This is a genomic window from Paenibacillus sp. EZ-K15, assembly GCF_002573715.1.
Lineage (GTDB): Bacteria > Bacillota > Bacilli > Paenibacillales > Paenibacillaceae > Paenibacillus_AQ.
The window spans coordinates 1-23,981 of record NZ_PDHM01000013.1; the positions used below are offsets into that span (position 1 = coordinate 1).

A 23,981-nucleotide genomic window follows, 5' to 3' on the forward strand; every position below is an offset into this window, starting at 1 on the left:
CGCAGGCGGCGGCACCGCAGCGGCGCCAGCGGCTGGATGCCGCGGCAGCCGAGCTGCGCGCAGCGGCGGCGCTGCTGGCGCCGCATCCCGCGCTTGTCTCGGCCGCGCGGGATCTGACCGCCCGCGCGGATGCGCTTGCGGGCGGCTCGTTCACGTTGGCGCTGTTCGGCGCGTTTAGCGCCGGGAAGTCCTCCTTCGCCAATGCACTGCTTGGCGAGTCGGTCCTGCCGGTGTCACCGCACCCGACAACGGCGGCGGTGAACCGGATTCTGGCACCGGCTGAAGGGAAATCCCATGGTACCGCAGCCGTGCGCATGAAGAGCCTCGATATGTGGTGGGACGATCTGAAGTACTCCTTCAGCGTGCTGGGTCTCCAAGAACCGAATCTGGGGAATTGGCGAAGCGTGGCTGAAGAATTGAATCCGGCCGGTATTCACCCGGCAGGCTTGCCGCATTACGGGTTTCTGAAGGCCGCCGCCGCCGGCTTTAATGTGATGGAGTCCAAACTGGGTACGACAGAAACAGTAGAATTGGTGGAATATCGAGGTTATGTGGCGGACGAAACCAAATCCTGTTTTGTTGACGGGATTGATCTGTATTACAGCTGTCCGATGACAGAGCAAGGGATCGTGCTGGTGGATACGCCTGGAGCCGATTCCCTGCATGCCCGGCATACGGGCGTAACGTTTAATTATATTAAGAATGCGGATGCCATCGTATACGTAACGTATTACAACCATGCCTTCTCCAAAGCGGATCGGCAATTCCTGTCCCAGCTAGGCAGGGTTAAAGACAGTTTTGCGCTGGATAAAATGTTTTTTATCGTCAATGCCGCAGACCTTGCACAATCCGAAGAGGAGCTGGATGAGGTGGTGAAGCATGTTCGTACCAACCTGACATCCAGTGGGGTAGGCAGCCCGCATATCTTCCCTGTTTCCAGTCTGGCAGCGCTGGATAGTAAGCTCTATGGGGATGAAGCAAAATTGAAGGAATCGGGGTTCCCTGTATTCGAAGGAGCGCTTAGTCGATTTGCGGTTGAAGAGCTGCCAAGGCTTTCCCAGCGCGCGGGTTATGATGAACTGGCTTCGGTGAGGGATCGAATCAGGGCATGGGCCGATATGGCAGCCCAGGATGAGACCACGCGTGAGCGTAAAATCGTGGAGATGGAAGAGGTTCATCAACAAGCCTTATCCCGCCTTGCGGCTTTGAGGGAGATTAACATGTCCCGCGATATCGCGCAGGAAAGCAGCGAACTGTTGTTTCATGTACGGCAGCGGCTGGATTATGCCATGAACCGTTTCTTTCAGGAGTCGTTTAATCCTTCCGTGCTCCGGGAGGATGCAGGTCACCTGAAATCGGCCTTTGCGGCTTGCGGACGTGATTTGATGCGGACGATATCCTTGGAGCTGGATCAGGAGCTATGGGCAACAACGCTTCGATTAGAGATGGCCGGTCGCAGATTAACCGAAGAAGCAGCGCTTAAAGCAGCAGCGGATATCAACGGTATGGGCGAAGGCTTGTCTCTTGCTATCCGGCGGGATAAGGACTGGTCACCGCCGGAGCTGGAAGAAACGGAATTGCAAATACAGGGGGATTGGTTGTCCTTCTGGTCGACCTTTAAGAACCCGAAACATTTCTTTGAGGGTAGCGGAAGCTCCAAGCTTCGTGAAGCGGCAGAGCCGAAGGTGAAGGAAGCTGTGGCGAGTGTGGTGAGCATTCGGGAAGAGCAGCTGACGGACCACTATGTTCGGATGAGTGAGCGTTCATTGCAGCATCATGGATCGGTGTTGGAGGAACAGCTGAAGGAATCCATGGCTGCCATCCTCGGTTCGCTGCAGGACGGTCAATCTCCGTTGATGTGGAGTAAGCTGGCAGATGAGCTGGATGTTATGATTCAGGCAGCTCAGTAATGGCGGATTTTATGCCGTCAAGAGCATGTATGCATAACGAATAGTATAGATGTTGAAGTTTGGAGCTCCTAGACGCATAACGATTTTATGCAGGTGAACTCCAATCATATACTCCTCAATCCAAAGGCGTTCCCTATGCCATCATGGCGGGGCGCCTTTTTTCCTATGCTTATCCGGGCTGATGAAGGTCAAGAGGATGGTATGACGTATTTTAATCCGCTACAACGTTCGTGACTAGGATGAAATCAGCTTAGGATATTACCCTTTTGTAAGCATGTTCAAAAAAGTCGAAAAGAGTGGATGAAGCCTGATGGTTGAAGGGACTGACAATGTGATTATATCCCCTAGTATTAATGAGAATTCCCGATGATTTCATTATGAAACAAAGATAAGTTCTACTATTTGCCCCCTTTAGGTCCTTTTGGCTCATTTATGACGGTTTTCCCTCTTTGCCGCGGGTTCAGCTCGATGATAAACTTCATAAATGCTACATAACCTGAACGAAAATAATCCAAAGGAGGATAAACATGAATGTTCTCAGGCAACTGCAGGGCTTCTTTTGGGAGAAACGAAGTTATCTTTTTCTTTCCATGCTGTGTCTGGCGATTGCAACCGCTTTAGGACTTGTCTATCCGCAGCTGTTGAAGGTGCTGATTGACGATGCAATCAAGCTGGAGAATTACGGCATCGTACCGCAGCTGGCGCTCACTGTGCTGGGTGTGGTCATCCTTAAAGCTTTCATGCAGTTTTTGCACGGATTTTTTGGGGGGAGGCTGGGTAACTACCTGGCTTACGCATTGCGAAACGCCTGCTATGAAAAATTGCAATTTCTATCGTTCCGTTACTATGACACCGCTCGGACCGGGGATTTGATGTCAAGGCTGACAGGCGATTTGGAAGCGATCCGAATGTTTATCGGCTTCGGTTTTGCTCAGCTGCTCAATCTGGTATTGATGGTGACTTTCGGTTCCATCATGATGTTTACCATCAGCTGGCAATTGACGCTGGTAACTTTGGTAGCGATGCCATTTTTGGTTGTGGCAGCTCTAAAGTTCGAATCCAAGATCCACCCGGCATTCCAGGAAATGCGTCTGGCACTAAGTTCGCTGACGACCGCGGTTCAGGAGAATATTACGGGTGTTCGTACCGTTAAGTCTTTTGCTCGCGAGCCGCACGAAGTGGAGAAATTCTCTGAACGGAATGAGCGTTACAAAACTAACCAGATTTTTGCCTCTTCACTATGGGCACGGTACTTCCCGATGATGGAGCTCTTTGCGAATATCAGTGTCGTCATTTTGCTTGCCATCGGCGGAGGGATGGTTATCCAAGGCTCCATGACGGTAGGGGAACTGGCAGCTTTCTTTACTTTGATCTGGTACATAATCGGCCCGCTTTGGGGGATTGGGTTTCACATTAATAACTACACGCAGTCCAAGGCATCGGGTGAACGGGTGCTGGAGCTGCTGAATCAGCCGATTGATGTCGAAGACCGTGAGCGTGCGGTAGATTTGGTGCCAAACGAGGTGAAGGGCCATGTCGTATTTGATAATGTCACCTTTGCTTACGGTAACAAGATGGCAGCAGTGAAAGATATTAATCTCGATGCTCGTCCTGGCTCCGTGATTGGTTTGCTTGGGGGAACGGGGTCCGGTAAGTCGACCATTATTCAACTCTTGATGCATGCCTATAATGTGAATCAGGGCAGCATCAAACTAGACGGCATGAACATTAATGATATTAAGATCCGGAGTTTGCGCAGTCAGATTGCCACGGTCTTCCAGGAGACCTTCTTGTTCTCGTCCAGTATCCGCAACAATATTTCTTACGGCATGAAGGACGTTAGCATGGAAGAAATTATCCGTGTTGCCAAGCTGGCCAAAGCCCATGACTTTATTATGGAAATGAAGGATGGTTACGATACCATTGTCGGTGAACGGGGGATGGGACTCTCTGGCGGACAGAAGCAGAGGATTGCGATTGCACGTGCCCTTCTGAAAGATCCGAAAATCCTGATCCTGGATGATGCCACCAGTGCAGTGGATATGGAAACCGAGCATGAAATTCAGTCCGGCTTCCAGGAAGTCATGAACGGCAGAACGACTTTTATTATCGCTCACCGTATCTCTTCCTTGCGTCATGCGGATGAAATTCTCGTTCTGGATGAAGGAAAAGTCGTGCAGCGCGGCAAGCATAACGATTTGATTGCTGTGCCGGGGCCTTACCAGGATGTATACAAAATACAATATGCGGACCTTATTGCGAAGCAAGCTCAAGCAGGAGGTACGCAAGGGCAGGTGCAAGCATGAACGCCAATGTAAATACTGAACCGCATAAGAAGCAAAAGATTCCGAGGCCGCGGAAGCCCTCGGAAGAAACCAACGAACGTTTTGTATACAAGGACGACGATGCAATTGAGAAACCGTTTAACTGGATGCAGCTGACACGTCTGATCTCGTATATGAAACCATACGCGAAACAGATTCTCCCTTTGATCGGGCTTATGATGGTCATCGGTACCATTACGAAGCTGGCCATTCCGTTCTTGACCAGTTTGGCCATTGACCAGGCCATCGAACCGAAGAGTGGGAATCCAAGTCTGACCTTGTTGTATCAGATTACAATAGCGGTTCTGGCGATGTATATCATTCAATGGGTTGCCGGGATATTCCGTATCAAGTTTACGAATATCATCGGTCAGCGAGTCATTTATGACCTGCGAGCGGATCTGTTCCAGCACATTCAGCGCCTGTCCTTTAATTTCTTCGACAAGCGTCCGGCTGGATCTGTGCTGGTCCGGGTTACGAATGATGTTAACTCCCTGCAGGATTTGTTTACTAACGGGGTTGTCAACCTGATCATCGACTGCGTGCAGTTAGTAGGTATTGTGGTCATTCTTCTATTAATAAACTGGAAGCTCGGTCTTGCTGTTATTGTCACGGTACCGATTATGTTCTTCATCTCGACCAAACTCCGTGTACGCATCCGGCGTGCATGGCAGGATGTACGGATTCGGAACTCGCGGATTAACTCCCACTTGAATGAATCGATTCAGGGGATCCGCGTGACCCAAGCTTACACCCAAGAAGAAGAGAATATGAAGTTCTTTGACAACATGAATTTGGACAGCAAAAAGTCCTGGGATAAGGCGTCTGCCATGAACCAAGGGTTTGGGCCTCTTATCGAAATTACCGGTGGTTTTGGTTCACTGATCTTGTTCTGGCTTGGTGCCGTGCTGATTCAACAAGGCGAGCTTACTATCGGTCTGTTAATTGCCTTCACCCAATATGTAGGGAACTTCTGGGAGCCGATCAATCGGCTTGGCCAAATGTATAACCAATTGCTTGTCGCCATGGCTTCCTCAGAACGTATTTTTGAGTTTATTGACGAGAAGCCGAGCATTGATGATCAGCCTGGGGCGAAGAAATTGCCGACGATTAAAGGGGACATCAAGCTGGAGAATGTGGTGTTTGAATATGAAAAAGGACGCCAGGCTCTCAAAGGCATCAATCTGGACGTGAAGGCAGGTCAGTCGATTGCGCTGGTCGGTCATACCGGATCAGGCAAGAGTACCATCATTAATCTGCTCAGCCGATTCTATGATATTACCGAAGGTAAATTAACCATCGACGGATACGATATCCAATCGGTAACGGTTGAAAGTCTTCGAAATCAGATTGGGATCGTGCTGCAGGATACCTTCATATTCTCGGGCACGATTCGGGATAATATCCGGTTTGGCCGTCTGGATGCGACCAATGAGGAGATTGAGGATGTAGCCAAGGCGGTCGGCGCACATGAATTTATTGTCCAGATGCCGGGCGGTTACGATACGGAGGTTGAAGAACGCGGGAATATGCTGTCCATGGGCCAGCGGCAGCTGTTGTCCTTTGCCAGAGCGCTCCTTGCCGATCCGCGGATTCTGATTCTGGATGAAGCAACGGCGAGTATCGATACCGAGACGGAGTTGAAAATTCAGGAAGCTCTTAAAGTGCTGCTTCAGGGCCGAACCTCCTTCATCGTGGCCCATCGTTTGTCAACGATCCGCCATGCCGATCATATCGTTGTGTTGGATCATGGCAAGATCATCGAAGAAGGAAATCACAGCCAGCTTATGCAGAAGCAGGGTACGTACCATGGGCTAATTGAAGCGCAATACCGATTTTTGTAAAAACGGCTTAACAAAGGTTTAACAAAACCGACACAAATGTAAAAAAAATGTCGCTTGATACTTGCAATCTTCTTCATAAACTTACAAAATAGAAGTAGAGTTTACTCAGAATTCATAGAAGAAGGGAAGCATGAGGGTATAATGAGCATCGAAAGCGTATTATCTGCGCCTGCACTGCTGATTCGAAACTTTGAGAAGAATGATTTGGAAGCTGTCACATCCTTGATGCGCGAACTGAATTATCCGACCACGCTGAATGTCATGCGGGAACGGATGGAAGCCATGAACGACAATCCATTATACGGCAATTTGATTGCTGAGGTTGATGGTGTTGTTGTTGGTATGATTATGCTTCGTCAAGTCAAATCCTTCACTATGACCGAACCGGTCACTCAAATTACTTCGGTTATTGTAACCTCAAGCTGCCGCGGCCAAGGGATTGGCAAAAGATTGATTCGCGGTGCAGAGACATGGGGAAGACAGCATGGTAGCCACCTCTTGTTTCTCACAAGCGGCAACCGGGAAGAACTTGCTCCCGCACATGCATTTTATGAGCATATTGGATTTGAAAAGGCTGGATACCAGTTTAGTAAAAAGCTGTAGTCTTGGTCTTTTCATTAACCCATCCCATTTTTTTGGGATGGGTTTTTTCTTGTTTGGCCTGAAACTCGATTAGAGGACCACCGTTAATAGGAAACGATTCATCGCTTTTAATAAGGTATCTATCATCACATATGGTCTGGGACTAGAGCCGACTGGCGCTCTTTTATATTAGGTAGGTAGGAATTCAAGGACGCTTTTCCAACAATTGTAGGATTGCCGGAGGTATCAAGTATGTTACAATGTGTTCGTACGAGATTACAAAAATGTAACTATTGTTTGATCGTCCAGCACCCTAGAAATTCATCTTAGAACGGACGGTCAAGCAAACTCACAACTATGAGCATAGGAGATGAGCATTCATGAACAACCATTGGATAAAGAAAATCGCAGGCGGCAGCATCGCTGCTGTACTAGCTGTCGGTATCATGCTGCCAACGACGGCGTCTGCTGCACCTGCTGAGAGCAATGAATATGTAAACTGGCAGCAAAAGATCCAGAAATTCCTGGAGAGCCAAGGCTTAGAATCACAGTTTAAATGGGTGGTTCAGCAGCCGCAAACCGAAAAACCTCAGGCAAACAAACCTGTTGAGACTCCGCAAACCAGTAAGCCAGAAACGACTAAACCAGAAATCACAAAACCAGAAACGACTCAACCGGAAACCAGTAAGCCTGAGACCAGTACTCCATCTACAACACCGTCCCAACCTTCCGAATCTGCGGGTACAACGGAGAAATCGAATTTTGCTTCCGAAGTTGTCACATTGGTGAACAAAGAACGTGCGAATGCAGGTCTGAAGCCGCTAACGGTCCATGCTAAGCTGACAACCGTGGCGCTGGATAAAGCGAAGGATATGAGTAATAACAATTATTTCAGCCACACTTCCCCGACGCATGGTTCTCCATTTGATATGATGAAAGCTTATGGTATTTCTTACGGCTATGCTGGTGAGAATATTGCTAAAGGGCAACGTACACCACAGGAAGTCATGAACTCCTGGATGAATAGCCAAGGTCACCGTGAAAATATCCTGTCTCCGAACTTCACCAAGATCGGTGTTGGATATTACAACGGATATTGGGTTCAAGAATTCATCAGTGAATAAGCAATTATCTTGTTTCATCTAAAGGGCTGCCCCGGTCACGCATCGAAAGACTGCGTCCGGGGCAGTCTTCTTTGCGTGTTTTGATTTGCAAATTTTTAATAGAAGTCTTAAGGTAATGTACATGAGGAATTTTGTAGGGGGAATGTCATGAAATCATCTGCATGGATATGGCGAATCACTGCCTCCGTGTCGGTTATTGTAACGATTGTGCTTATTCTCGGTTTTGTGTATGCGTTTAAGGATATTAATGATCCGCAAGGACAGCCCTTGCTGACTGGTGGGGGATCCGAGGCTTCCGAAGAAAAGACAGCGCCGGAGAAGCCGGAGAGCGCTCCGTTACAAGCGGTTTTGCCGAATGATTTAAAGGTAGCTGCGATTGGAGATTCACTGGCCAAGGGAACGGGGGACAATACCGGGAGCGGTTTTGTCCGCCGAAGCGTGGATCAATTAAATGGCGATGGACGAACAGCGAGCCTGCTGGCGAATCTGGCCATAAACGGAATGACTACCGAAGGACTCCTTCCCAAGCTGGACGACAAGGGAATACAGTATGCCTTGAAGCAAGCCAATGTCATTATGCTTTCGATTGGAGGCAATGATATCTTTCAAGGCAGCGGGCTGATGGAAGGGGCGGCGGATTCCGATGAGTTGGAGCTCGAACCTGCTAAGCTGATGGCTGCATTGCCGCAGGCATCTGAACGCCTGCAGGCGATTCTGGAGAAAATTCGCCTCATTAATCCGGATGCGCGAATCGTTTATATCGGTCTGTATCATCCTTTTTCTGATTTGGAAGACTTGTTGATACCCGGCAATATTGTGGTCTCTGCATGGAATCATGCGGTCATGGAGATCGTGAACCGGGATCCCAATATGACATTGGTCCCAACGTTCGATCTGTTTCAGCATAAGCTGGGTGAGTATCTGTCCTCGGACCATTTTCATCCGAACGGGGCAGGATATCAGGCGATAGCGGATCGAATTGTAGAGGGTATGCTGTAGGCATGATGAGGATGTCATATGGGGAGTTGGAACTCGATGAATGAACAAGCTCAAGAAATCGTACTATCTGTCCAGCATGTAAAAAAGAAAATCGGTCGAAAATGGATTATACATGATGTGTCGTTCGACGTGCGCGCAGGCGAAATATTCGGGTTCCTGGGGCCGAATGGGGCAGGAAAGACGACCACAATCCGCATGCTTGTGGACCTGATTAAACCGTCCTCCGGCAGGATCGAGGTCTGCGGTTATGATGTGAACCGCCAGCAGGAGCAGGCGCTGCGTTATATTGGGTCCATCGTGGAGAATCCGGAAATGTATTCGTATATGACGGGATGGGAAAATCTTGAGCATTTTGCACGAATGCAGCCCGGCATTGACCAGCAGCGAATACAGGAAGTTGTGGATACGGTGAGATTGGATCGAAGAATTCATGACAAGGTGAGCACGTATTCACTGGGAATGCGGCAGCGGCTCGGGATAGCCCAGGCCCTGCTCGGCAGACCGAGGCTGCTCATTTTGGACGAGCCGACGAATGGTCTTGATCCGAAAGGGATCAAAGAGATGCGGCAGTTCATACACCAATTAGCCGAAGAAGGACTGGCTGTTTTTGTCTCCAGCCATCTGCTGAGCGAAATCCAGCTGCTATGCAATCGCGTGGCGATTATCAGCAGCGGAAGAGTGCTTGCGGTTGGCGAGGTCGATGAATTGATTGCTAGCAGCAGTGATCATGTCATCTGGGATCTGAATCCTGCCGTGCAAGGGAAACGAATATTGCAAAAGCTGGATTATTGCCAAATTGTCGACCGCCCCGAGGAGGTGCTCGACGATAATTTGCTTGCAGGCATGTCTTCGGACGCTATTGTGACTCGTATGAGCACTACATACACGTCTAGAGCTGTGGAACGGCTGGTTGCCGCTGGAGTACAGGTCCGGGAGGTTCATCGGATCAATCCTACGCTGGAGCAGCTGTTCCTGCAGATGACGGAGGGTGAGAGCATTGAGTAACCTGTTGCCCCTGATCAAGAACGAGTGTATCAAAATTATCAAACGAAAGCGGTTCTATGTTGTCCTGCTCGTTCTTCTTGTTCTGGTTCCCATGTTTACCTATGCCCAGATGAAGTCGGCTGAACGGAGCCGGGAGAAGTTCAACAGTGACTGGCGGCTTGAGCTTCAGCAGCGAATCACGGATAATGAGAATTCACTTAGCAGTGACAGGGTACCGGATGAATGGAAACGATACAGGCAAATCTTTATTCAGCAAATGCAGTATTATTTGCAGCATGATGTGAATCCTAATCAACCAAACGGGGTTACGTTCACTCGGGAATTTTTGAATAATGCGATATCCTTGTTTATCCCGCTGCTCATTATGGCCATCGCTTCGGATATTGTCTCCGGCGAACGGACGACCGGTACCATCAAGATGCTGCTGACAAGGCCAGTCAAGCGATGGAAGGTGCTGCTGAGTAAACTGATCGCCTTGATCATGTTTACGTCTCTTATTGTCGTTTCCACCTTTGTCATAGCCTATCTGATCTCCGGTCTTGCCTTCGGATACAAGGGGTTTGATATACCGGTATTCACGGGATTCCAAATTGTTGGGTCTGATGTGGATATGTCCGGCGTTCATGCTGTTCCTCAGTGGAAGTATTTGCTGATGCAGGGCGGATTGGTGTGGTTTGTCGGCGTATGTGTCGGTATGCTGGCCTTTATGGTGTCCGTGCTGGTTCGAAGTACAGCGGCGAGCATTGTGATTATGATGGCCGCATTAATTGCCGGAAATATTCTGACGAATATGGCATCGGCATGGAGCAGCGCGAAATATTTGTTCATGGTAAACCTGAATTTGACCAATTATTTAGCCGGCAATTTGCCGCCAATTGAGGGGATGACTTTGAATTTTTCCCTTGCCGTATTGGCCCTCTGGGCAATTTGTGCGGTTATTGTTTCATTCAGTGTCTTTACGAGAAGGGATATCTTGAATTAAAATGGACAAAGCATGAAACATTTGTTTGCATTTTTTAGAGAACAGCGTTCTTCTAAAATATTGAAATGTAGAAATAGAAATACACTAGATACGTGAAATTGAAGGAGGAGCATGAATGGTCGAACAGATCGATATGTTTGCAGAGTCATCGAAGAACGGCGGTAACAACCGTTCAGGATACGATGCTGACGACATTCAAGTGCTCGAAGGCCTCGTTGCGGTGCGCAAACGGCCAGGCATGTACATAGGGAGCACAAGCTCGTCAGGCTTGCATCATCTGGTATGGGAAATTGTGGACAACGCCGTAGACGAGCATTTGGCCAAGTACTGCTCGAGAATTGAAATTACATTGCATAAAGACGGGTCCGCGACGGTATACGATAACGGACGCGGTATTCCAACCGGAATGCACAAGACAGGCATCCCCACCCCGCAGGTTGTTTTTACGATTTTGCATGCCGGCGGTAAATTCGGTGGTTCCGGATATAAGAAGTCCGGAGGTCTTCACGGCGTTGGCGCATCTGTGACCAATGCGCTGTCGGAGTGGCTGGAGGTGGAAATTTATCGTGACGGTAAAATTCACCGCCAACGGTTTGAATACTGGCAGGACAAAAAAGGAAAAGAGCATGTCGGGGAACCGGTAACGGGCCTTGAAGTGCTTGGTAATACGAATAAAACCGGGACGAAGATTACGTTTAAACCGGATGCACGCGTGTTTACCACGGGAACGCACCTGAACTACGACACGCTTGCAGAGCGCTTACAGGAAATTGCCTTCCTGAACTCCGGGCTTCGGATTGTATTGAAAGACGAGCGCAGCGGTAATGGGGAAGAGTTTTTCTATGAAGGTGGCGCAAGCCAGTTCGTCCAGTTCTTGAATGAAGGCAAGGATGTGCTGCATGATGTGATCCATTTTTACGCGGAGAAGGATGATATCGAAGTTGAAATTGCCCTTCAGTATAATGCAGGCTATACCGAAACGCTGGCCTCATTCGTTAACTCCATCCCGACGCGCGGGGGCGGCACGCATGAGACGGGTTTTAAGACAGCTTATACCCGTGTCATGAATGATTATGCCCGCAAGAACAATCTTTTGAAAGAAAAAGACAAGAACCTGGAGGGGAATGATCTTCGGGAAGGCATGATGACCGTCATCAGCGTTAAGATGGCTGAGGTCGAATTTGTCGGCCAGACCAAGGACCAGCTGGGAAGCGCCTCTGCGCGCAGCGCGGTTGACAGCATTGTCACGGAGAAGATGCAAATCTTCCTCGAGGAGAATCCGCAGATCGCACAAACGCTGTTAAAGAAGGCCATTCAGGCTTCCAAAGCGCGTGAAGCGGCCCGTAAAGCAAGAGATGAGATGCGCACCGGCAAGAAGCGCAGCGAAAGCTCCAATCTGGGCGGCAAGCTGACGCCGGCGCAGTCCAAGGATTTTACGAGAACCGAATTGTTTATTGTTGAAGGGGATTCCGCTGGCGGCTCTGCGAAGCAGGGACGGGATTCGAAAATCCAGGCTATACTGCCTCTTAAAGGGAAACCGATGAATCCGGAAAAATCGAAGCTGGCTGACATCCTGAAGAATGATGAATACCGTGCAATTGTAGCGGCGATCGGCGCAGGAATCGGTACGGAGTTCACCGCCGGGGACAGCAATTATTCGAAAATTATCATCATGACCGATGCGGATACGGATGGCGCTCACATTCAGGTGCTGCTGCTTACGTTCTTCTACAGGTACATGAAACCGCTGATTGATGAAGGCCGCGTCTATCTTGCGCAGCCTCCACTATATAAAATCGCAAGCAAGTCCGGAAAGCTGGAGACGGTACGGTATGCTTGGACAGAAGGGCAGCTGGCTAATTACTTGAAGGAATTCAAGAACTATGAGCTTCAGCGTTACAAAGGATTGGGCGAGATGAACCCGGAGCAATTATGGGAAACGACGATGAACCCGGAAACACGGACATTGCTGCAGGTACAAATCGATGATGCTGCCAAAGCGGAGCGTCGTGTGTCTACGCTGATGGGGGATAAAGTAGACCCTCGCAAGCGGTGGATTGTAGAAAATGTCAACTTCGCGGAGTTTGAGGAATAGAAGGTGAAGGAATGAGTTTATCGGAGCAATTTTTACCGGCTTATCTGGAAGAGGTCGTAGGTGACCGATTTGGCCGGTATTCCAAGTATATTATTCAGGACCGGGCAATCCCGGACGTCCGTGACGGCCTGAAGCCCGTTCAGCGTCGTATTCTTTATGCCATGTACGATTCGGGTAACACACCGGATAAACCATATCGTAAATCGGCGAAAACGGTCGGGGATGTCATGGGTAATTACCATCCGCACGGGGATTCTTCGATTTATGAAGGTATGGTTCGGATGGCTCAGCCTTGGAAGATGGGGCATGTGCTTGTAGACGGTCACGGAAACTGGGGTTCCCAGGACGATGATCCTGCAGCAGCGATGCGTTATACCGAGGCCAGATTGTCGCGGATTGCCATGGAGCTGCTTCGGGATATCGAGAAGCGGACCGTGCTGTTTAAGGATAATTTTGATAACACGGCTAAGGAACCGGTTGTGCTGCCTTCACGGTACCCAAACCTGCTAGTGAACGGAGCTAGCGGGATTTCCGCAGGCTTCGCTACTGAAATCCCGCCTCACAATCTGCGGGAAGTGATCGATGCTTGTATTGCTGTCATGCAGAAGCCGGAGATTGAGCTGGCCGAGATTATGACCTTTATCAAAGGTCCGGACTTCCCGACCAGTGGAATCATTATGGGCGGCGAAGGCATTTTGGATGCCTATCGGACAGGCAAAGGCCGCGTTTATCTGCGGTCGAAGACGGATATTGAATCGCTTCGCGGCGGCAAGCAGCAGATTGTCATCACGGAAATTCCTTACCAGGTTGTTAAGTCCCGGCTTGTTACCGCTATGGAGAACATACGACTGGAGAAAAAGGTCGAGGGCATCGCCGAGGTTCGCGATGAGAGTGGACGGGAAGGACTTCGCATCGTCGTTGAGCTGAAGAAGGATGCCGACGCAAACGGGATTCTTGCTTATTTGTTCAAGAAGACCGATCTGCAAGTTACGTACAACTTCAATATGGTTGCGATCGTGAATAAAACCCCTCAACAGCTGGGGCTTAAAGACATGTTATCCGCCTATATAGAGCATCAGCGTGAAGTCGTCACGCACCGGACGCAGTACGAACTGGAGAAAGCAGAGGATCGGGCGCATGTATTGGAAGGCCTGGTGAAGGCTTTAAATATCCTGGATGAGGTCATTGCGGCGATCAAAGCGTCCAAGAATCGCCAGGATGCCCAGAACAATCTGCAATGGATGTTTGGTTTCACGGAGCGACAAGCCGATTCCATATTGACTTTGCAATTATACCGCCTTACGAACCTTGAAATTCATTCGCTGCAAAAAGAGCTGGATGAGTTGACGAAGAAAATCGAGGGCTTGCGTGCGATACTGGACAGCGATAAGAAACTGATTGCCGTCATTCGCAAAGAGCTGCTTGAAATTCGCGAGAAGTACGGCATCGACCGGCGTTCGGTCATTCAGGAAGAAGTGGAAGAGATCAAGGTTAATCTGGAAGTGCTGGTTAACGCCGAGGACGTGCTCGTAACTCTGTCTAATGAAGGCTATATTAAGCGTACCAGCATGTTATCCTTCACCCGAAGCGGCGGTGAGCTGGAAAGCTCAGGCGTTAAGGAAGGGGATTACATCACCCGACTGTTTGAAGTCAATACTCTGGAGAATCTGCTCATATTCACGAGCCGTGGACAGTATTTCTTATTACCGGTTCACCAGATTCCGGAATACAAATGGAAAGATGCCGGTACGGCCATCGTGAACGTGATTCAGGTGCCGAAAGAGGATCACATCGTATCGGTCATTCCGGTTTCGAACTTTGAAGAAGAGGGCAAATCCCTTGTGTTCGTCAGCCGCAAAGGTCAGGTGAAGCGCACAGAACTCAAGGAGTATGTCACCAAGCGGGCTGGCGCTGTTGCGGCAGCCAAGGTTGCTGCGGAAGACAGCATTATCCAGGTCGTCGTAAGTGATAGCAGTAAAGATATTGTGCTGATCTCGAAAGAAGGGATGAGCATCCGGTTTAATGAGCAGGAAGTCAACGCCATGGGACGCGTATCCGGCGGGGTCCGGGGAATCACACTCCGTGACGGGGATGAAGTCGTTGCAGCGTTATGGGTGGAGAACGATGAGGGTGAAATTTTAACCATCACGGATCGTGGCTATGGTAAGCGCAGCTTGGTGTTGGATTACCAGACGCAAAGCCGCGGCGGAAAAGGAATGGCTACGTTCGAGTTTAAGGAAGGCAAGCGGGTGAAGCCTAACGGCAGCGCCATAGTTGGTGCTTTCTATTGCCGTGAACCGCTGCAGATTATGGCGTATAGCGAAGACGGGCAAGCTTATCTGATTCAGACGGAGAAAGTTCCGATCGCGGAACGTAAATCGATAGGCAAGCTGCTTGCCGATGTTGGCAAGCAAGGACAGATTGTCGATGTGGTAAGTCTTCCGCATGCGGAGTTAGGCAAAGAAAGTTAAACGAGAATGAATGAACATCCTTCGTTTAGGTAGTTTCAAGTTTGGGTAAGATAGATGGATGAAAAGCACCTTCGATGATATTTGTCGAGGTGCTTTTGCTATATTTTGCGTTTGCGTAATATTTGAACAGTTATTTATACTATTTGACATATGCCCGTCCATGTCGAAGTAAGGTGAACCTTGAAAAACGCCGTCATATAAGGGCTGGCGGGTTTTGTCGCTTGGTTGGAAATTATATTTTTTAACGAAAAAAGAAGGATATTAGGAGGTCCCCCGCGAAAAGTTAATCCTATAAACTATTATGGAATCATGACTTGGGTTCAAACGAAATCCATTCATCGTAGTACAGTGCAACATCCACGGATGGTATCCGATGTTTGATCATGACAGACATAATTGAAGGGACGGGATAAACATGCATACTGCCGAATTCGCCAAGGTGTGGTCCAAGCTGGCAAAGGATTATAAGCTCCATATGGAAGCTGGATTAGCACCAACATTGACGGAATCGCAATTGATGGTGCTGGAGGTGCTTGCTGAGCAGAAGCGAATGAAACCTTCCGATTTCATTCCTTACCTGGCTACAAGTCCGGCAGCCGTGACGATGCTATTGGACCGGATGGAGAAGAATGGATTGATCAAACGGGAACGGGACGAAAATGACAGACGGATCGTCTGGGTGACGATATCCTATAAAGGGCGAGAGGAATATACGCGCGGATTACAGGTTAGGGATGAGTACCTTTCCCAAATTCTGAATCGTATATCCTCGCATAATCAACAGCTGCTTATCTATCTATTAGGAAAGATTAATACAGCTCCAAAGGAAGTTCTGGTTGAGGCGTAAGTTCTTGAAGCTAACGTTGACGTTGCAAACGTAGAGAAGCCCCCTGGGGGACTGCATACGGCAGCTACCTTGGGGGCTATTACATATCTTCATTCTATTGAACATCAAGATCATGGTCACACCACGATTTCGAATGTTCACAAGACGTAATGGGATTACTTAAGCAACCACAAAGCCGCGACGTTGGAGGGTTCCCAACCAGGTAGGGATGTGTGGGCTTGGCGGCACTCATCGGTATTGCCTCCAAATGTGACTAAAGCTCCCTGCTGGTATGAAGTGTTAGGTGCCCAGGCCGGAGTTTCCGGTGTGGAGCCGTCCGCCGTGGTGACCTGCAGCTCATTGCTTGCAGGGGAGACGTTGCCAGCCGCATCACGAGCTTTAACGGTGAAGTTATAGGCTGTGTTTGGCGTTAACCCGCTGACCGTGTAGGAAAGCGTGCTGCCGGATACCGTGGTCACCAGCGTTGTCCCACGATAAACTTCATAGTCGCTTACCCCGACGTTATCCGTGGCATTGTTCCAGGCTAGTGATACACTGGTTGAAGTAAAACTGACAGATCGCAAGTTGGCAGGGGCCGTCGGAGCTTCCGTGTCCGGAACAGGATTTGATGTGCTCGCTGTGATCGGACTGCTCGCCGGTGAAACATTGCCAGCTGCATCGCGTGCTTTTACCGTAAAGTTATAGGATATTCCTGCTTGCAGACCGTTTACGGTGTAGCTCAAGGTCGAGCCCGATACGGTAGTTACTAGATTGGAGCCCTGATAGATTTCATAACCGGTTACCCCCACATTATCCGTGGAAGCGTTCCAAGAGAGCGAAATACTGCTGCTCGTTACGCCAGTAGTTCTCAAATTACCTGGTATGGTTGGAGCTTGCGTATCCTGATTTCCGCTGCCATTATTCAGGTTGACATCGATAACGTTATAGAAGGCGTTGCCTGTATCGGCGATTTCCCATACGGCGAGGGGTTTGCTGGAATCCCAGCCTTTTTTCTTTGATAAAAGTAAAGGGATAATATATTACAATATTTGCCACAGTGAAACAGAGGCATAAAAAAACGAAATCCAAGGATGGATTTCGTTTTTTTTGAGTACTATTGTATAGAACCGTTATGTGGCCTCCAGCTTGTCCATGGAGAAGAGACTCCAGGGATAGACGGATGCCGGCATGGAACGGATGGCGATTTCCTCTTTGGTAACGGGGTGCGGAAATCCGACCAATACGGACCATAAGGCAATCTGCTGCCCGGCTTTGTTCACCTTGCTTCCATACTTCTGATCTCCGAACAGCGGATGTCCCGCATGGCTCAGCTGTACACGGATTTGGTGCGGCCTGCCCGTGTGCAGCTCGATCAGGACGAGGCTGAAGCCTTCCGCCGTTTGGAGCACGGTGTAATCCAGAATGGCCTCCTTGGCCCCGTCGGTACCTTTAGAGGTGACATGGACGGTGTTGGTTTTCACATCTTTATACAGCATATTTACGAGCCGACCTGAGGTTTTCGAAGGAATCCCGTGAACGACCGCTACATACTGCTTGCGGAAGCTGCGATTGCGGACGGCTTCCGATAATCGGGATGCGGCTTTGGAGGTCTTGGCAAAGACCATAGCTCCGCCAACCGGACGGTCCAGACGGTGCACCAACCCCAAAAATACATTGCCCGGTTTATTATAGCGCTCCTTGATATCCTGTTTCAGAATGGTCAGCATGTCGGGATCGCCGGTAGCATCCTCCTGGGAGGGGATGTTTACTGGCTTGGTTACACCTAACACATGATTATCCTCGAAAAGTATCGGCACTACCGGATATGCTGCTGGTTCCCGCTTGCTCATCGAATCAGGACTCCCAGCGACCCAGGATGCCGCATGGCAGGTTCATACCGGAGCGGGTAATCGGCAATCCGATTTCACCCGCACTGATGATACCGCCGTATTTCGGCTTCATGGTCATGGTCAGCATGTTATTCAGAACGGTAGGGGAGATGCCGGTTGTATAGGAGTTAATCAGCATAAACAGCGGATTATCCGATACGATGCTCATGCAGCTTTCGAGAAATGGGTACAAGCTTTGTTCAAGCTTCCACGTTTCTCCACTTGGTCCGCGGCCATAAGATGGAGGGTCCATAATGATCGCGTCGTATTTGTTCCCCCGACGCTGCTCTCGTTGTACGAATTTAAATACATCATCCGTGATATAACGGATAGGACGGTCGGCGAGGCCGGACAATGCCGCATTTTCCTTGGCCCATTGAACCATCCCCTTGGCAGCGTCCACATGGACAACCTGAGCTCCGGCCGAGGCGGCCGCGACGGTTGCTCCTCCAGTATAGGCGAACAGGTTAAGCACGCTGACCGGACGTCCGGCTGAGGCGATCTTATCCATCATCCAGCGCCAGTTGGCTGCCTGCTCCGGAAACAAACCGGTATGTTTAAAATTGGTTGGTCGAATATGAAATTTTAATTGGTCGTATGAGATGGTCCACCGGTCCGGAAGCTGCTTTTTCATGTCCCATTGCCCGCCGCCGGACGAACTGCGGTGATAGTGTCCGTGAACACTGCGCCATTGTCCATCTTCACGTTCAATCGGCCATATGATCTGCGGATCCGGACGTCTGAGAATCACGTCGCCCCAGCGTTCTAGCTTCTCCCCGCCTCCGGTATCGATGACCTCGTAATCTTGCCAATCCTGAGCTACATACATGTTGAAAACCATCCTTCAAATAGTCATTTAGACTTTATTGTACAACATATCAGAAGCTGAATGCCACCAAGGATTGCCCGGCTTGACTAAACCTATTCGGATGATATGGACTTTGAAGCTCGGCTTACCCCAAATCTTCGAATGCGGTGTGGAAACGGAATTCGCCATGCAGGTGGTCGAGTGCGCCTGGCTGAAGCTCGGCAACCATGAACACTTCATCGGAAACCGTGAATTGAGTTATGTCGATGCCATAGGTTCTGGCCTGCACAAAGCCGTAACGGGGATAATACGCCGGATGGCCGAATAGAAAAACAAGGGGATAGCCATGCGAGAGGCACCGCCGTTTGCCTTCTTCAATCAAAATTCCGCCGATCCCTTGACGTTGATAATCCGGAAGCACGGCCAGTGGCCCAAGCGCAGCCACGTAATGGCTATGAATGCCGTCAACAAGGCTGGCCTGGCTGAACATAATATGTCCCTTGATGATCCCATCTTCTTCTGCAACGATTGACAATTCCCGTTGAAAGGCTTTGTCTTCCCGCAGCCGTTGTACTAGAAGCGCTTCTTCCTTTCCGGGAAAAGCCTGAGTGAGAAGGTCCTGGACCTTCTCATGATAGTTTATGGTTTCTGTACGTATGTTCATCGTGATCTCTCCTCGCAAATCCTGTGTATTCTTTATAGATATCCTGCGACTCATCCCAAGAGCTTCGTTACTCCGGCTTCGTTTCAATCTGCAGTCCTTCAACGTGCTTGCGGTTCATCAGTTTACGCTTCTTCAGGTTCTCTTTGCTCTCAAAAACGATATCAAGATTATAATCCTCCGGGTAAAGATCCATGGCGGCAATATAAGGCTTCAGCCGTTTATGGTTAATCCTCAGTCGGTCCTTCTGAATCATAACACCGATATTTCCTCTACCGTCCATGGTTTCATACACGGTTCCGCTTCGTTTCAAATAAGGCACATAGACACGATCGCCAAGTTGATAGAGGGAAGAGGGAGAATCTTGATCTTCATCTACATGATCTTGAACATTCATTAGCTCATCCTGTTCGCTTGTCGGTAAGGTAACGTGTTCTACCGGACTCGCTTCTTCTGTCCATGCTTCGGGCTCTGTGCGAACATCATGTCTAAGGACCATGTCGCCTCTTGCAGCCCCCGCTTCCGTGATTTCACGCGATCTGGTTATAATCGACTCCGGAATACCCAGCTTCGCGGCAATGACAAAGGCATAACTGTGGCCGGCTTCACCGATCCGCAGACGATAGAGCGGCTCAAGTGTGTCGGCGTCAAATTCCATGCGGGCATTCTCAAAGCCGGCTGTGCGCTCGGCAAAATTTTTGATTTCGGTAAAATGGGTGGTGACCACAACCGTTGCTTGACGTTGACTCAATTCCTCCAAAATGGCGATCGACAATCCTACGCCTTCACCAGGGTCCGTTCCGGACGCCATCTCATCGAGCAGTACCAGCGTGGACCGGCTAGCCGTCTGCAAAATGTCGCGGATGTTGCGTATATGTGCAGAGAACGTGCTGAGGGCATGCTCCAAGCTCTGTCCGTCTCCGATATCGACGGAAACCTCGTCAAAGATGGCGCAATGGCTGCCATCCGCTACAGGAACCAGCAGACCGGATTGAACCATAACCGTAATGAGTCCAACCGTCTTGAGCGCTGAAGTTTTGCCGCCGGTGTTAGGTCCTGTAATGATCAAAGTTTTGTACCGCTTCCCGATGGTGAAGTCCAGCGGTACCATTGTGGAGCCGATTAAAGGATGCACCGCGGATTTTAGATGGATGAACCCTTCCTGGTTCAGGCTCACATTGCGCCCGCCGATGGATATGGCGTATTTGCCTCTGGCTATGATGTAATCGTAGATTCCAACAATGTCGGCATTGGTTCTCAGCTCGAATTGATATTGCTCGGCAAGTTCGGTCAAATCACTCAACACCTTTGTTTCTTCACGAACTTCATCGGCGTGCAGGAGAGTTAATTCCATCTGAAGTCCCTGCATGTCGGAAGGCTCGATGAATACCGTCTGTCCGCTGGCCGATTCATCCAGAATCGAGCCATTCACGGATTTACGGTGCTCCTTCTTGATGGGCAGCACGTAACGTCCTCCGCGCTTGCTGATGACATGCTCTTGCATGATTCCTTTGTAACGGCTCATCAGACTGTCAAGCTTACGCTTGATCCGTTCCTCGGTTACGATGATTTTTTTGCGGATTTTGGCCAGATCTTTGCTGGCGCTGTCCACAACACGACCGCCGTGAATGCTCCGTTCGATTTCGGACAGAAGCGGACGCAGTTCATGCATGGAAGAGGCGTAGGAACTGATCAATGGAGCAATGTCGTTCTTGGCATTCATGTATTGAATGAGCTGGCGGCAGCTTCTCAGATATTGGACCATATTCCCGAAATCACGCTCAGATAGCACATAGCCGGTGCCGAGCAAATCCAGGATCATTTCAATTCCCTCCAGTGAAGGAATAGGGACGCTAGCTCCGGTATGGAGCAGGGTTTTGGCTTCTTCCGTTTCATTCAGTTTATTGCGGATGGCTTTCATCTGGGTGAGGGGGGCCATCTTCCGAATATGCTCGACTCCCAGATACGATACGGCAAAGCGTTCAAGCTCGGTACGTATTCTCTCGTACTCCAATTTGTTTAATGCGAATGGTTTCATGGGCTTCATTCTCCTTTTGACTATAAAATGGATGGCATACAATGCAAAAAAGGGCGGAAAGCGAACTACTAAGGTTCGCTTTCCGCCCATAGACCGTTATTCCGATGGCATGGCGTTATGGGACAGCTCCAAATAACCCTTTTGCATAAAAGAGGGGAGACCCAAAAAATCCGTGCTGAACTCAGCACGGATGACCATATCATATCTGAATAAACCCTAAAGGGGCTTCAATTGATATCCGCAGTTCTTAACTAATTCAACGGATGAAATGAAAATCCATCAAAAAATAAACATATCCCAACACAGGGAATGCCCAAAATTTTACATTTCGATCCATATGAAATTTGGTTAGTTAAGAACGACCACCGACATCAAAATCTCTCCTTTTGATAAGAGTATAGAACAACTATATCCATAAATATGGTCCCAAGTCAAGGCCGAAAAGCGGATACGGTCCCTTGAAAAACTGTGATATGATGGAATTGTTATGCAGTTGCTATTCATTAGTAAATGCTGTCGTCAATCACGAGAGTAAAAGACACGAGAGGAGTTGTATCCATGGGGAAGTTGCTGACACGAAGTGAGGTTCCAATCGAGGCAACCTGGAATCTGGATGATTTGTTTGTCTCGCAAGAAGAATTCGAAGCGGGGTTAAAAGCGCTTGAATCGCAAGCTGCTCAATTGACACGATTCAAAGGTAGGCTGGGAGAGGGTGCATCTGTTCTTCTGGAATGCTTGAATGAACAGGAAGCTTTGATGGAAAGCATCAGCAAAGTTGGAGCGTATGCCAGATTACGGCAATCGGAGGACGGAACCAACCCGGCTAACTTGGCGAATTCGGCCAAAACGGGCGATGTTCTCTCACGCATCCAATCCTCTCTGACGTTTATTGTATCGGAGCTGCTGGATCTCGAAGATGGAGCCATCGAACATTACATAACGAAGGAAGAAGGGCTTGTTCCTTATGCCCGAAGCTTGAAATTGTTGCTGGAAACCAAGCCTCACCGCTTGAGCCCTGAGACGGAGAGCGTGCTAGCATCGCTAGGAGAGGTGCTCGGGTCCCCTTACCGCATCTACTTGCGCAGCAAGCTGTCGGATATGACCTTTGACGATATTCAAGTAAATGACGTAACCAAACCGGTCTCGTTCCGTCTGTACGAGAATTCTTACGAAATGTCCGAGGATACGCAGCTTCGACGCGAAGCCTATGCTTCCTTCACGAAGTCACTGCAGGGATCGCGCCATACCTTTGCAGAGGCTTACGCTACCGAAGTGAAGAAGCAAGTGGTGATGTCTCGGCTACGCGGGTATGATTCCGTAACGGACATGCTGCTGAAGCCGCAGCAAGTGACGATGGAGATGTACAACAATATCCATGATACAATTCTGACGGAGTTAGCTCCGCATATGCGGAGACTTATGAAGCTGAAGAAGCGTGTGCTTGGGCTGGATCAAATGCTGTTCTGCGATTTGAAAGCGCCGATGGATACGGATTTCAATCCAAGCGTCACTTATGAAGAAGCTTGCTCCACAATTTCCAGTGCTTTGTCGATTCTGGGTCCTGAATACGGCGAGATCGTTAAATCCACGTTCTCCAAGCGCTGGGTGGATTATGCCGATAATATTGGCAAATCTACAGGAGCGTTCTGTTCCTCCGTATACGGAGTACATTCTTATATCCTGATGGCATGGGCGGACAATATGCGCAATGCCTTCACGTTAGCGCATGAAGTCGGGCATGCCGGTCATTTGATGCTGGCTGCTAACCATCAGCGTATCACCAATGCGCGTCCTTCCTTGTATTTTATCGAAGCGCCTTCAACGATGAACGAGCTGCTGCTGGCGGATCACTTGCTTAGTCAATCCGAGGATAAGCGGATGCGGCGCTCTGTTATTCTTCAGCTTCTGAGCACGTATTACCATAACTACGTGACTCACCTTCTGGAAGCGGAAATGCAGCGACGGGTATACCGCCATGCCATGGCTGACGAGCCGATTACCGCAGATAAGCTATCTGAGCTAAAAGGTGCCGTGCTATCCGATTTCTGGGGTGACGCGGTCGAGCTCGATGAAGGAGCGAAGCTTACCTGGATGCGGCAACCGCATTATTATATGGGTCTTTATCCATATACTTATGCCGCAGGACTGACCGCATCAACAGCTGCAGCACAATTGATTCGCGAGGAAGGACAACCGGCTGTAGACCGCTGGCTCCAAGTCCTTAAAGCCGGAGGCAGCAAGAGTCCGCTGGAATTAATGGCTATGGCGGGAGTCGATATGTCCACTTCCGAACCAATCTCCAAAGCGGTAGCTTATGTTGGCTCATTAATTGACGAATTGGAGTCCCTGTACGAGGAATAGTATCATTTGAATATATGAGAAAAGGGTGGTCAACAGCTCATTTGCTGAAGATCACCCTTTTG

The 23,981-nt window shown here is 49.3% G+C and carries 16 protein-coding genes and 1 pseudogene; 12 read left to right on the forward strand and 5 right to left on the reverse strand.

Annotation, left to right across the window (positions count from 1 at the left end; all coding sequences use genetic code 11):
* The 11 genes from CRG97_RS11745 to CRG97_RS11795 form a co-directional block, all read left to right on the forward strand.
* A partial coding sequence (locus tag CRG97_RS11745) for a dynamin family protein (RefSeq protein WP_202618911.1) occupies positions 1 to 1,910 on the forward strand: 1,910 nt, incomplete at its 5' end.
* 527 nt (positions 1,911 to 2,437) lie between these two features.
* Positions 2,438 to 4,216 (forward strand): ABC transporter ATP-binding protein, encoded by a 1,779-nt coding sequence (locus CRG97_RS11750; protein WP_098743115.1) that lies wholly within the window; start codon positions 2,438 to 2,440, stop codon positions 4,214 to 4,216.
* A complete protein-coding gene (locus CRG97_RS11755; protein ID WP_098743116.1) occupies positions 4,213 to 6,078 on the forward strand; it encodes an ABC transporter ATP-binding protein in 1,866 nt (621 codons plus the stop codon). The genes CRG97_RS11750 and CRG97_RS11755 overlap by 4 nt, the downstream gene beginning before the upstream one ends.
* A 141-nt stretch (positions 6,079 to 6,219) precedes the next feature.
* The gene (locus CRG97_RS11760; RefSeq protein ID WP_053493894.1) at positions 6,220 to 6,681 is read left to right on the forward strand and encodes a GNAT family N-acetyltransferase; all 462 of its coding nucleotides are present in this window, start codon (positions 6,220 to 6,222) and stop codon (positions 6,679 to 6,681) included.
* Between the two features lie 359 nt (positions 6,682 to 7,040).
* Positions 7,041 to 7,784 (forward strand): CAP domain-containing protein, encoded by a 744-nt coding sequence (locus CRG97_RS11765; RefSeq protein WP_098743117.1) that lies wholly within the window; start codon positions 7,041 to 7,043, stop codon positions 7,782 to 7,784.
* 147 nt (positions 7,785 to 7,931) lie between these two features.
* Positions 7,932 to 8,783 (forward strand): GDSL-type esterase/lipase family protein, encoded by an 852-nt coding sequence (locus tag CRG97_RS11770; RefSeq protein ID WP_098743118.1) that lies wholly within the window; start codon positions 7,932 to 7,934, stop codon positions 8,781 to 8,783.
* Positions 8,784 to 8,819: 36 nt separating this feature from the next.
* Complete coding sequence (locus CRG97_RS11775) at positions 8,820 to 9,788, forward strand: ABC transporter ATP-binding protein (RefSeq protein ID WP_098743119.1); 969 nt, start codon at positions 8,820 to 8,822, stop codon at positions 9,786 to 9,788.
* The gene (locus tag CRG97_RS11780; RefSeq protein WP_098743120.1) at positions 9,781 to 10,770 is read left to right on the forward strand and encodes an ABC transporter permease; all 990 of its coding nucleotides are present in this window, start codon (positions 9,781 to 9,783) and stop codon (positions 10,768 to 10,770) included. The genes CRG97_RS11775 and CRG97_RS11780 overlap by 8 nt, the downstream gene beginning before the upstream one ends.
* A gap of 115 nt (positions 10,771 to 10,885) precedes the next feature.
* Positions 10,886 to 12,865, forward strand: a complete 1,980-nt coding sequence (parE, locus tag CRG97_RS11785; RefSeq protein WP_098743121.1) for a DNA topoisomerase IV subunit B — start codon at positions 10,886 to 10,888, stop codon at positions 12,863 to 12,865.
* A gap of 11 nt (positions 12,866 to 12,876) precedes the next feature.
* Positions 12,877 to 15,336, forward strand: a complete 2,460-nt coding sequence (gene gyrA / locus CRG97_RS11790) for a DNA gyrase subunit A (RefSeq protein ID WP_098743122.1) — start codon at positions 12,877 to 12,879, stop codon at positions 15,334 to 15,336.
* Positions 15,337 to 15,751: 415 nt separating this feature from the next.
* Complete coding sequence (locus CRG97_RS11795; protein ID WP_098743123.1) at positions 15,752 to 16,183, forward strand: MarR family transcriptional regulator; 432 nt, start codon at positions 15,752 to 15,754, stop codon at positions 16,181 to 16,183.
* A gap of 155 nt (positions 16,184 to 16,338) precedes the next feature.
* On the opposite strand, the pseudogene CRG97_RS11800 reads toward CRG97_RS11795, so the two are convergent.
* The 5 genes and pseudogenes from CRG97_RS11800 to CRG97_RS11820 form a co-directional block, all read right to left on the reverse strand.
* A pseudogene (locus tag CRG97_RS11800) lies at positions 16,339 to 17,175 on the reverse strand (fibronectin type III domain-containing protein); the annotation flags it as partial.
* Between the two features lie 117 nt (positions 17,176 to 17,292).
* The gene (locus tag CRG97_RS11805; protein WP_098743124.1) at positions 17,293 to 18,012 is read right to left on the reverse strand and encodes an RluA family pseudouridine synthase; all 720 of its coding nucleotides are present in this window, start codon (positions 18,010 to 18,012) and stop codon (positions 17,293 to 17,295) included.
* Between the two features lie 4 nt (positions 18,013 to 18,016).
* Positions 18,017 to 18,880: a class I SAM-dependent methyltransferase gene (locus CRG97_RS11810; RefSeq protein ID WP_098743125.1), complete on the reverse strand. Its 864-nt coding sequence runs from the start codon at positions 18,878 to 18,880 to the stop codon at positions 18,017 to 18,019.
* Positions 18,881 to 19,004: 124 nt separating this feature from the next.
* Complete coding sequence (locus CRG97_RS11815) at positions 19,005 to 19,523, reverse strand: GNAT family N-acetyltransferase (RefSeq protein WP_098743126.1); 519 nt, start codon at positions 19,521 to 19,523, stop codon at positions 19,005 to 19,007.
* Positions 19,524 to 19,590: 67 nt separating this feature from the next.
* Complete coding sequence (locus CRG97_RS11820; RefSeq protein ID WP_098743127.1) at positions 19,591 to 21,558, reverse strand: endonuclease MutS2; 1,968 nt, start codon at positions 21,556 to 21,558, stop codon at positions 19,591 to 19,593.
* Positions 21,559 to 22,116: 558 nt separating this feature from the next.
* Between CRG97_RS11820 and pepF the strand changes: the two genes are divergently transcribed.
* Entirely contained in the window at positions 22,117 to 23,919 is a 1,803-nt protein-coding gene (gene pepF, locus CRG97_RS11825) for an oligoendopeptidase F (protein ID WP_098743128.1), read from the forward strand.
* The last annotated feature ends 62 nt before the right edge of the window (positions 23,920 to 23,981 follow it).

What these genes read in the sequence shown, in the direction of transcription:
- CRG97_RS11760 (WP_053493894.1), top strand. Translation starts at nt 6,220, where the DNA reads ATGAGCATCGAAAGCGTATTATCTGCGCCTGCACTGCTGATTCGAAAC.
- CRG97_RS11810 (WP_098743125.1), bottom strand. Translation starts at nt 18,880, where the DNA reads ATGTATGTAGCTCAGGATTGGCAAGATTACGAGGTCATCGATACCGGA.
- CRG97_RS11795 (WP_098743123.1), top strand. Translation starts at nt 15,752, where the DNA reads ATGCATACTGCCGAATTCGCCAAGGTGTGGTCCAAGCTGGCAAAGGAT.
- CRG97_RS11770 (WP_098743118.1), top strand. Translation starts at nt 7,932, where the DNA reads ATGAAATCATCTGCATGGATATGGCGAATCACTGCCTCCGTGTCGGTT.
- CRG97_RS11765 (WP_098743117.1), top strand. Translation starts at nt 7,041, where the DNA reads ATGAACAACCATTGGATAAAGAAAATCGCAGGCGGCAGCATCGCTGCT.
- CRG97_RS11815 (WP_098743126.1), bottom strand. Translation starts at nt 19,523, where the DNA reads ATGAACATACGTACAGAAACCATAAACTATCATGAGAAGGTCCAGGAC.
- CRG97_RS11820 (WP_098743127.1), bottom strand. Translation starts at nt 21,558, where the DNA reads ATGAAACCATTCGCATTAAACAAATTGGAGTACGAGAGAATACGTACC.
- gyrA (WP_098743122.1), top strand. Translation starts at nt 12,877, where the DNA reads ATGAGTTTATCGGAGCAATTTTTACCGGCTTATCTGGAAGAGGTCGTA.
- parE (WP_098743121.1), top strand. Translation starts at nt 10,886, where the DNA reads ATGGTCGAACAGATCGATATGTTTGCAGAGTCATCGAAGAACGGCGGT.
- CRG97_RS11755 (WP_098743116.1), top strand. Translation starts at nt 4,213, where the DNA reads ATGAACGCCAATGTAAATACTGAACCGCATAAGAAGCAAAAGATTCCG.
- CRG97_RS11805 (WP_098743124.1), bottom strand. Translation starts at nt 18,012, where the DNA reads ATGAGCAAGCGGGAACCAGCAGCATATCCGGTAGTGCCGATACTTTTC.
- CRG97_RS11775 (WP_098743119.1), top strand. Translation starts at nt 8,820, where the DNA reads ATGAATGAACAAGCTCAAGAAATCGTACTATCTGTCCAGCATGTAAAA.
- pepF (WP_098743128.1), top strand. Translation starts at nt 22,117, where the DNA reads ATGGGGAAGTTGCTGACACGAAGTGAGGTTCCAATCGAGGCAACCTGG.
- CRG97_RS11750 (WP_098743115.1), top strand. Translation starts at nt 2,438, where the DNA reads ATGAATGTTCTCAGGCAACTGCAGGGCTTCTTTTGGGAGAAACGAAGT.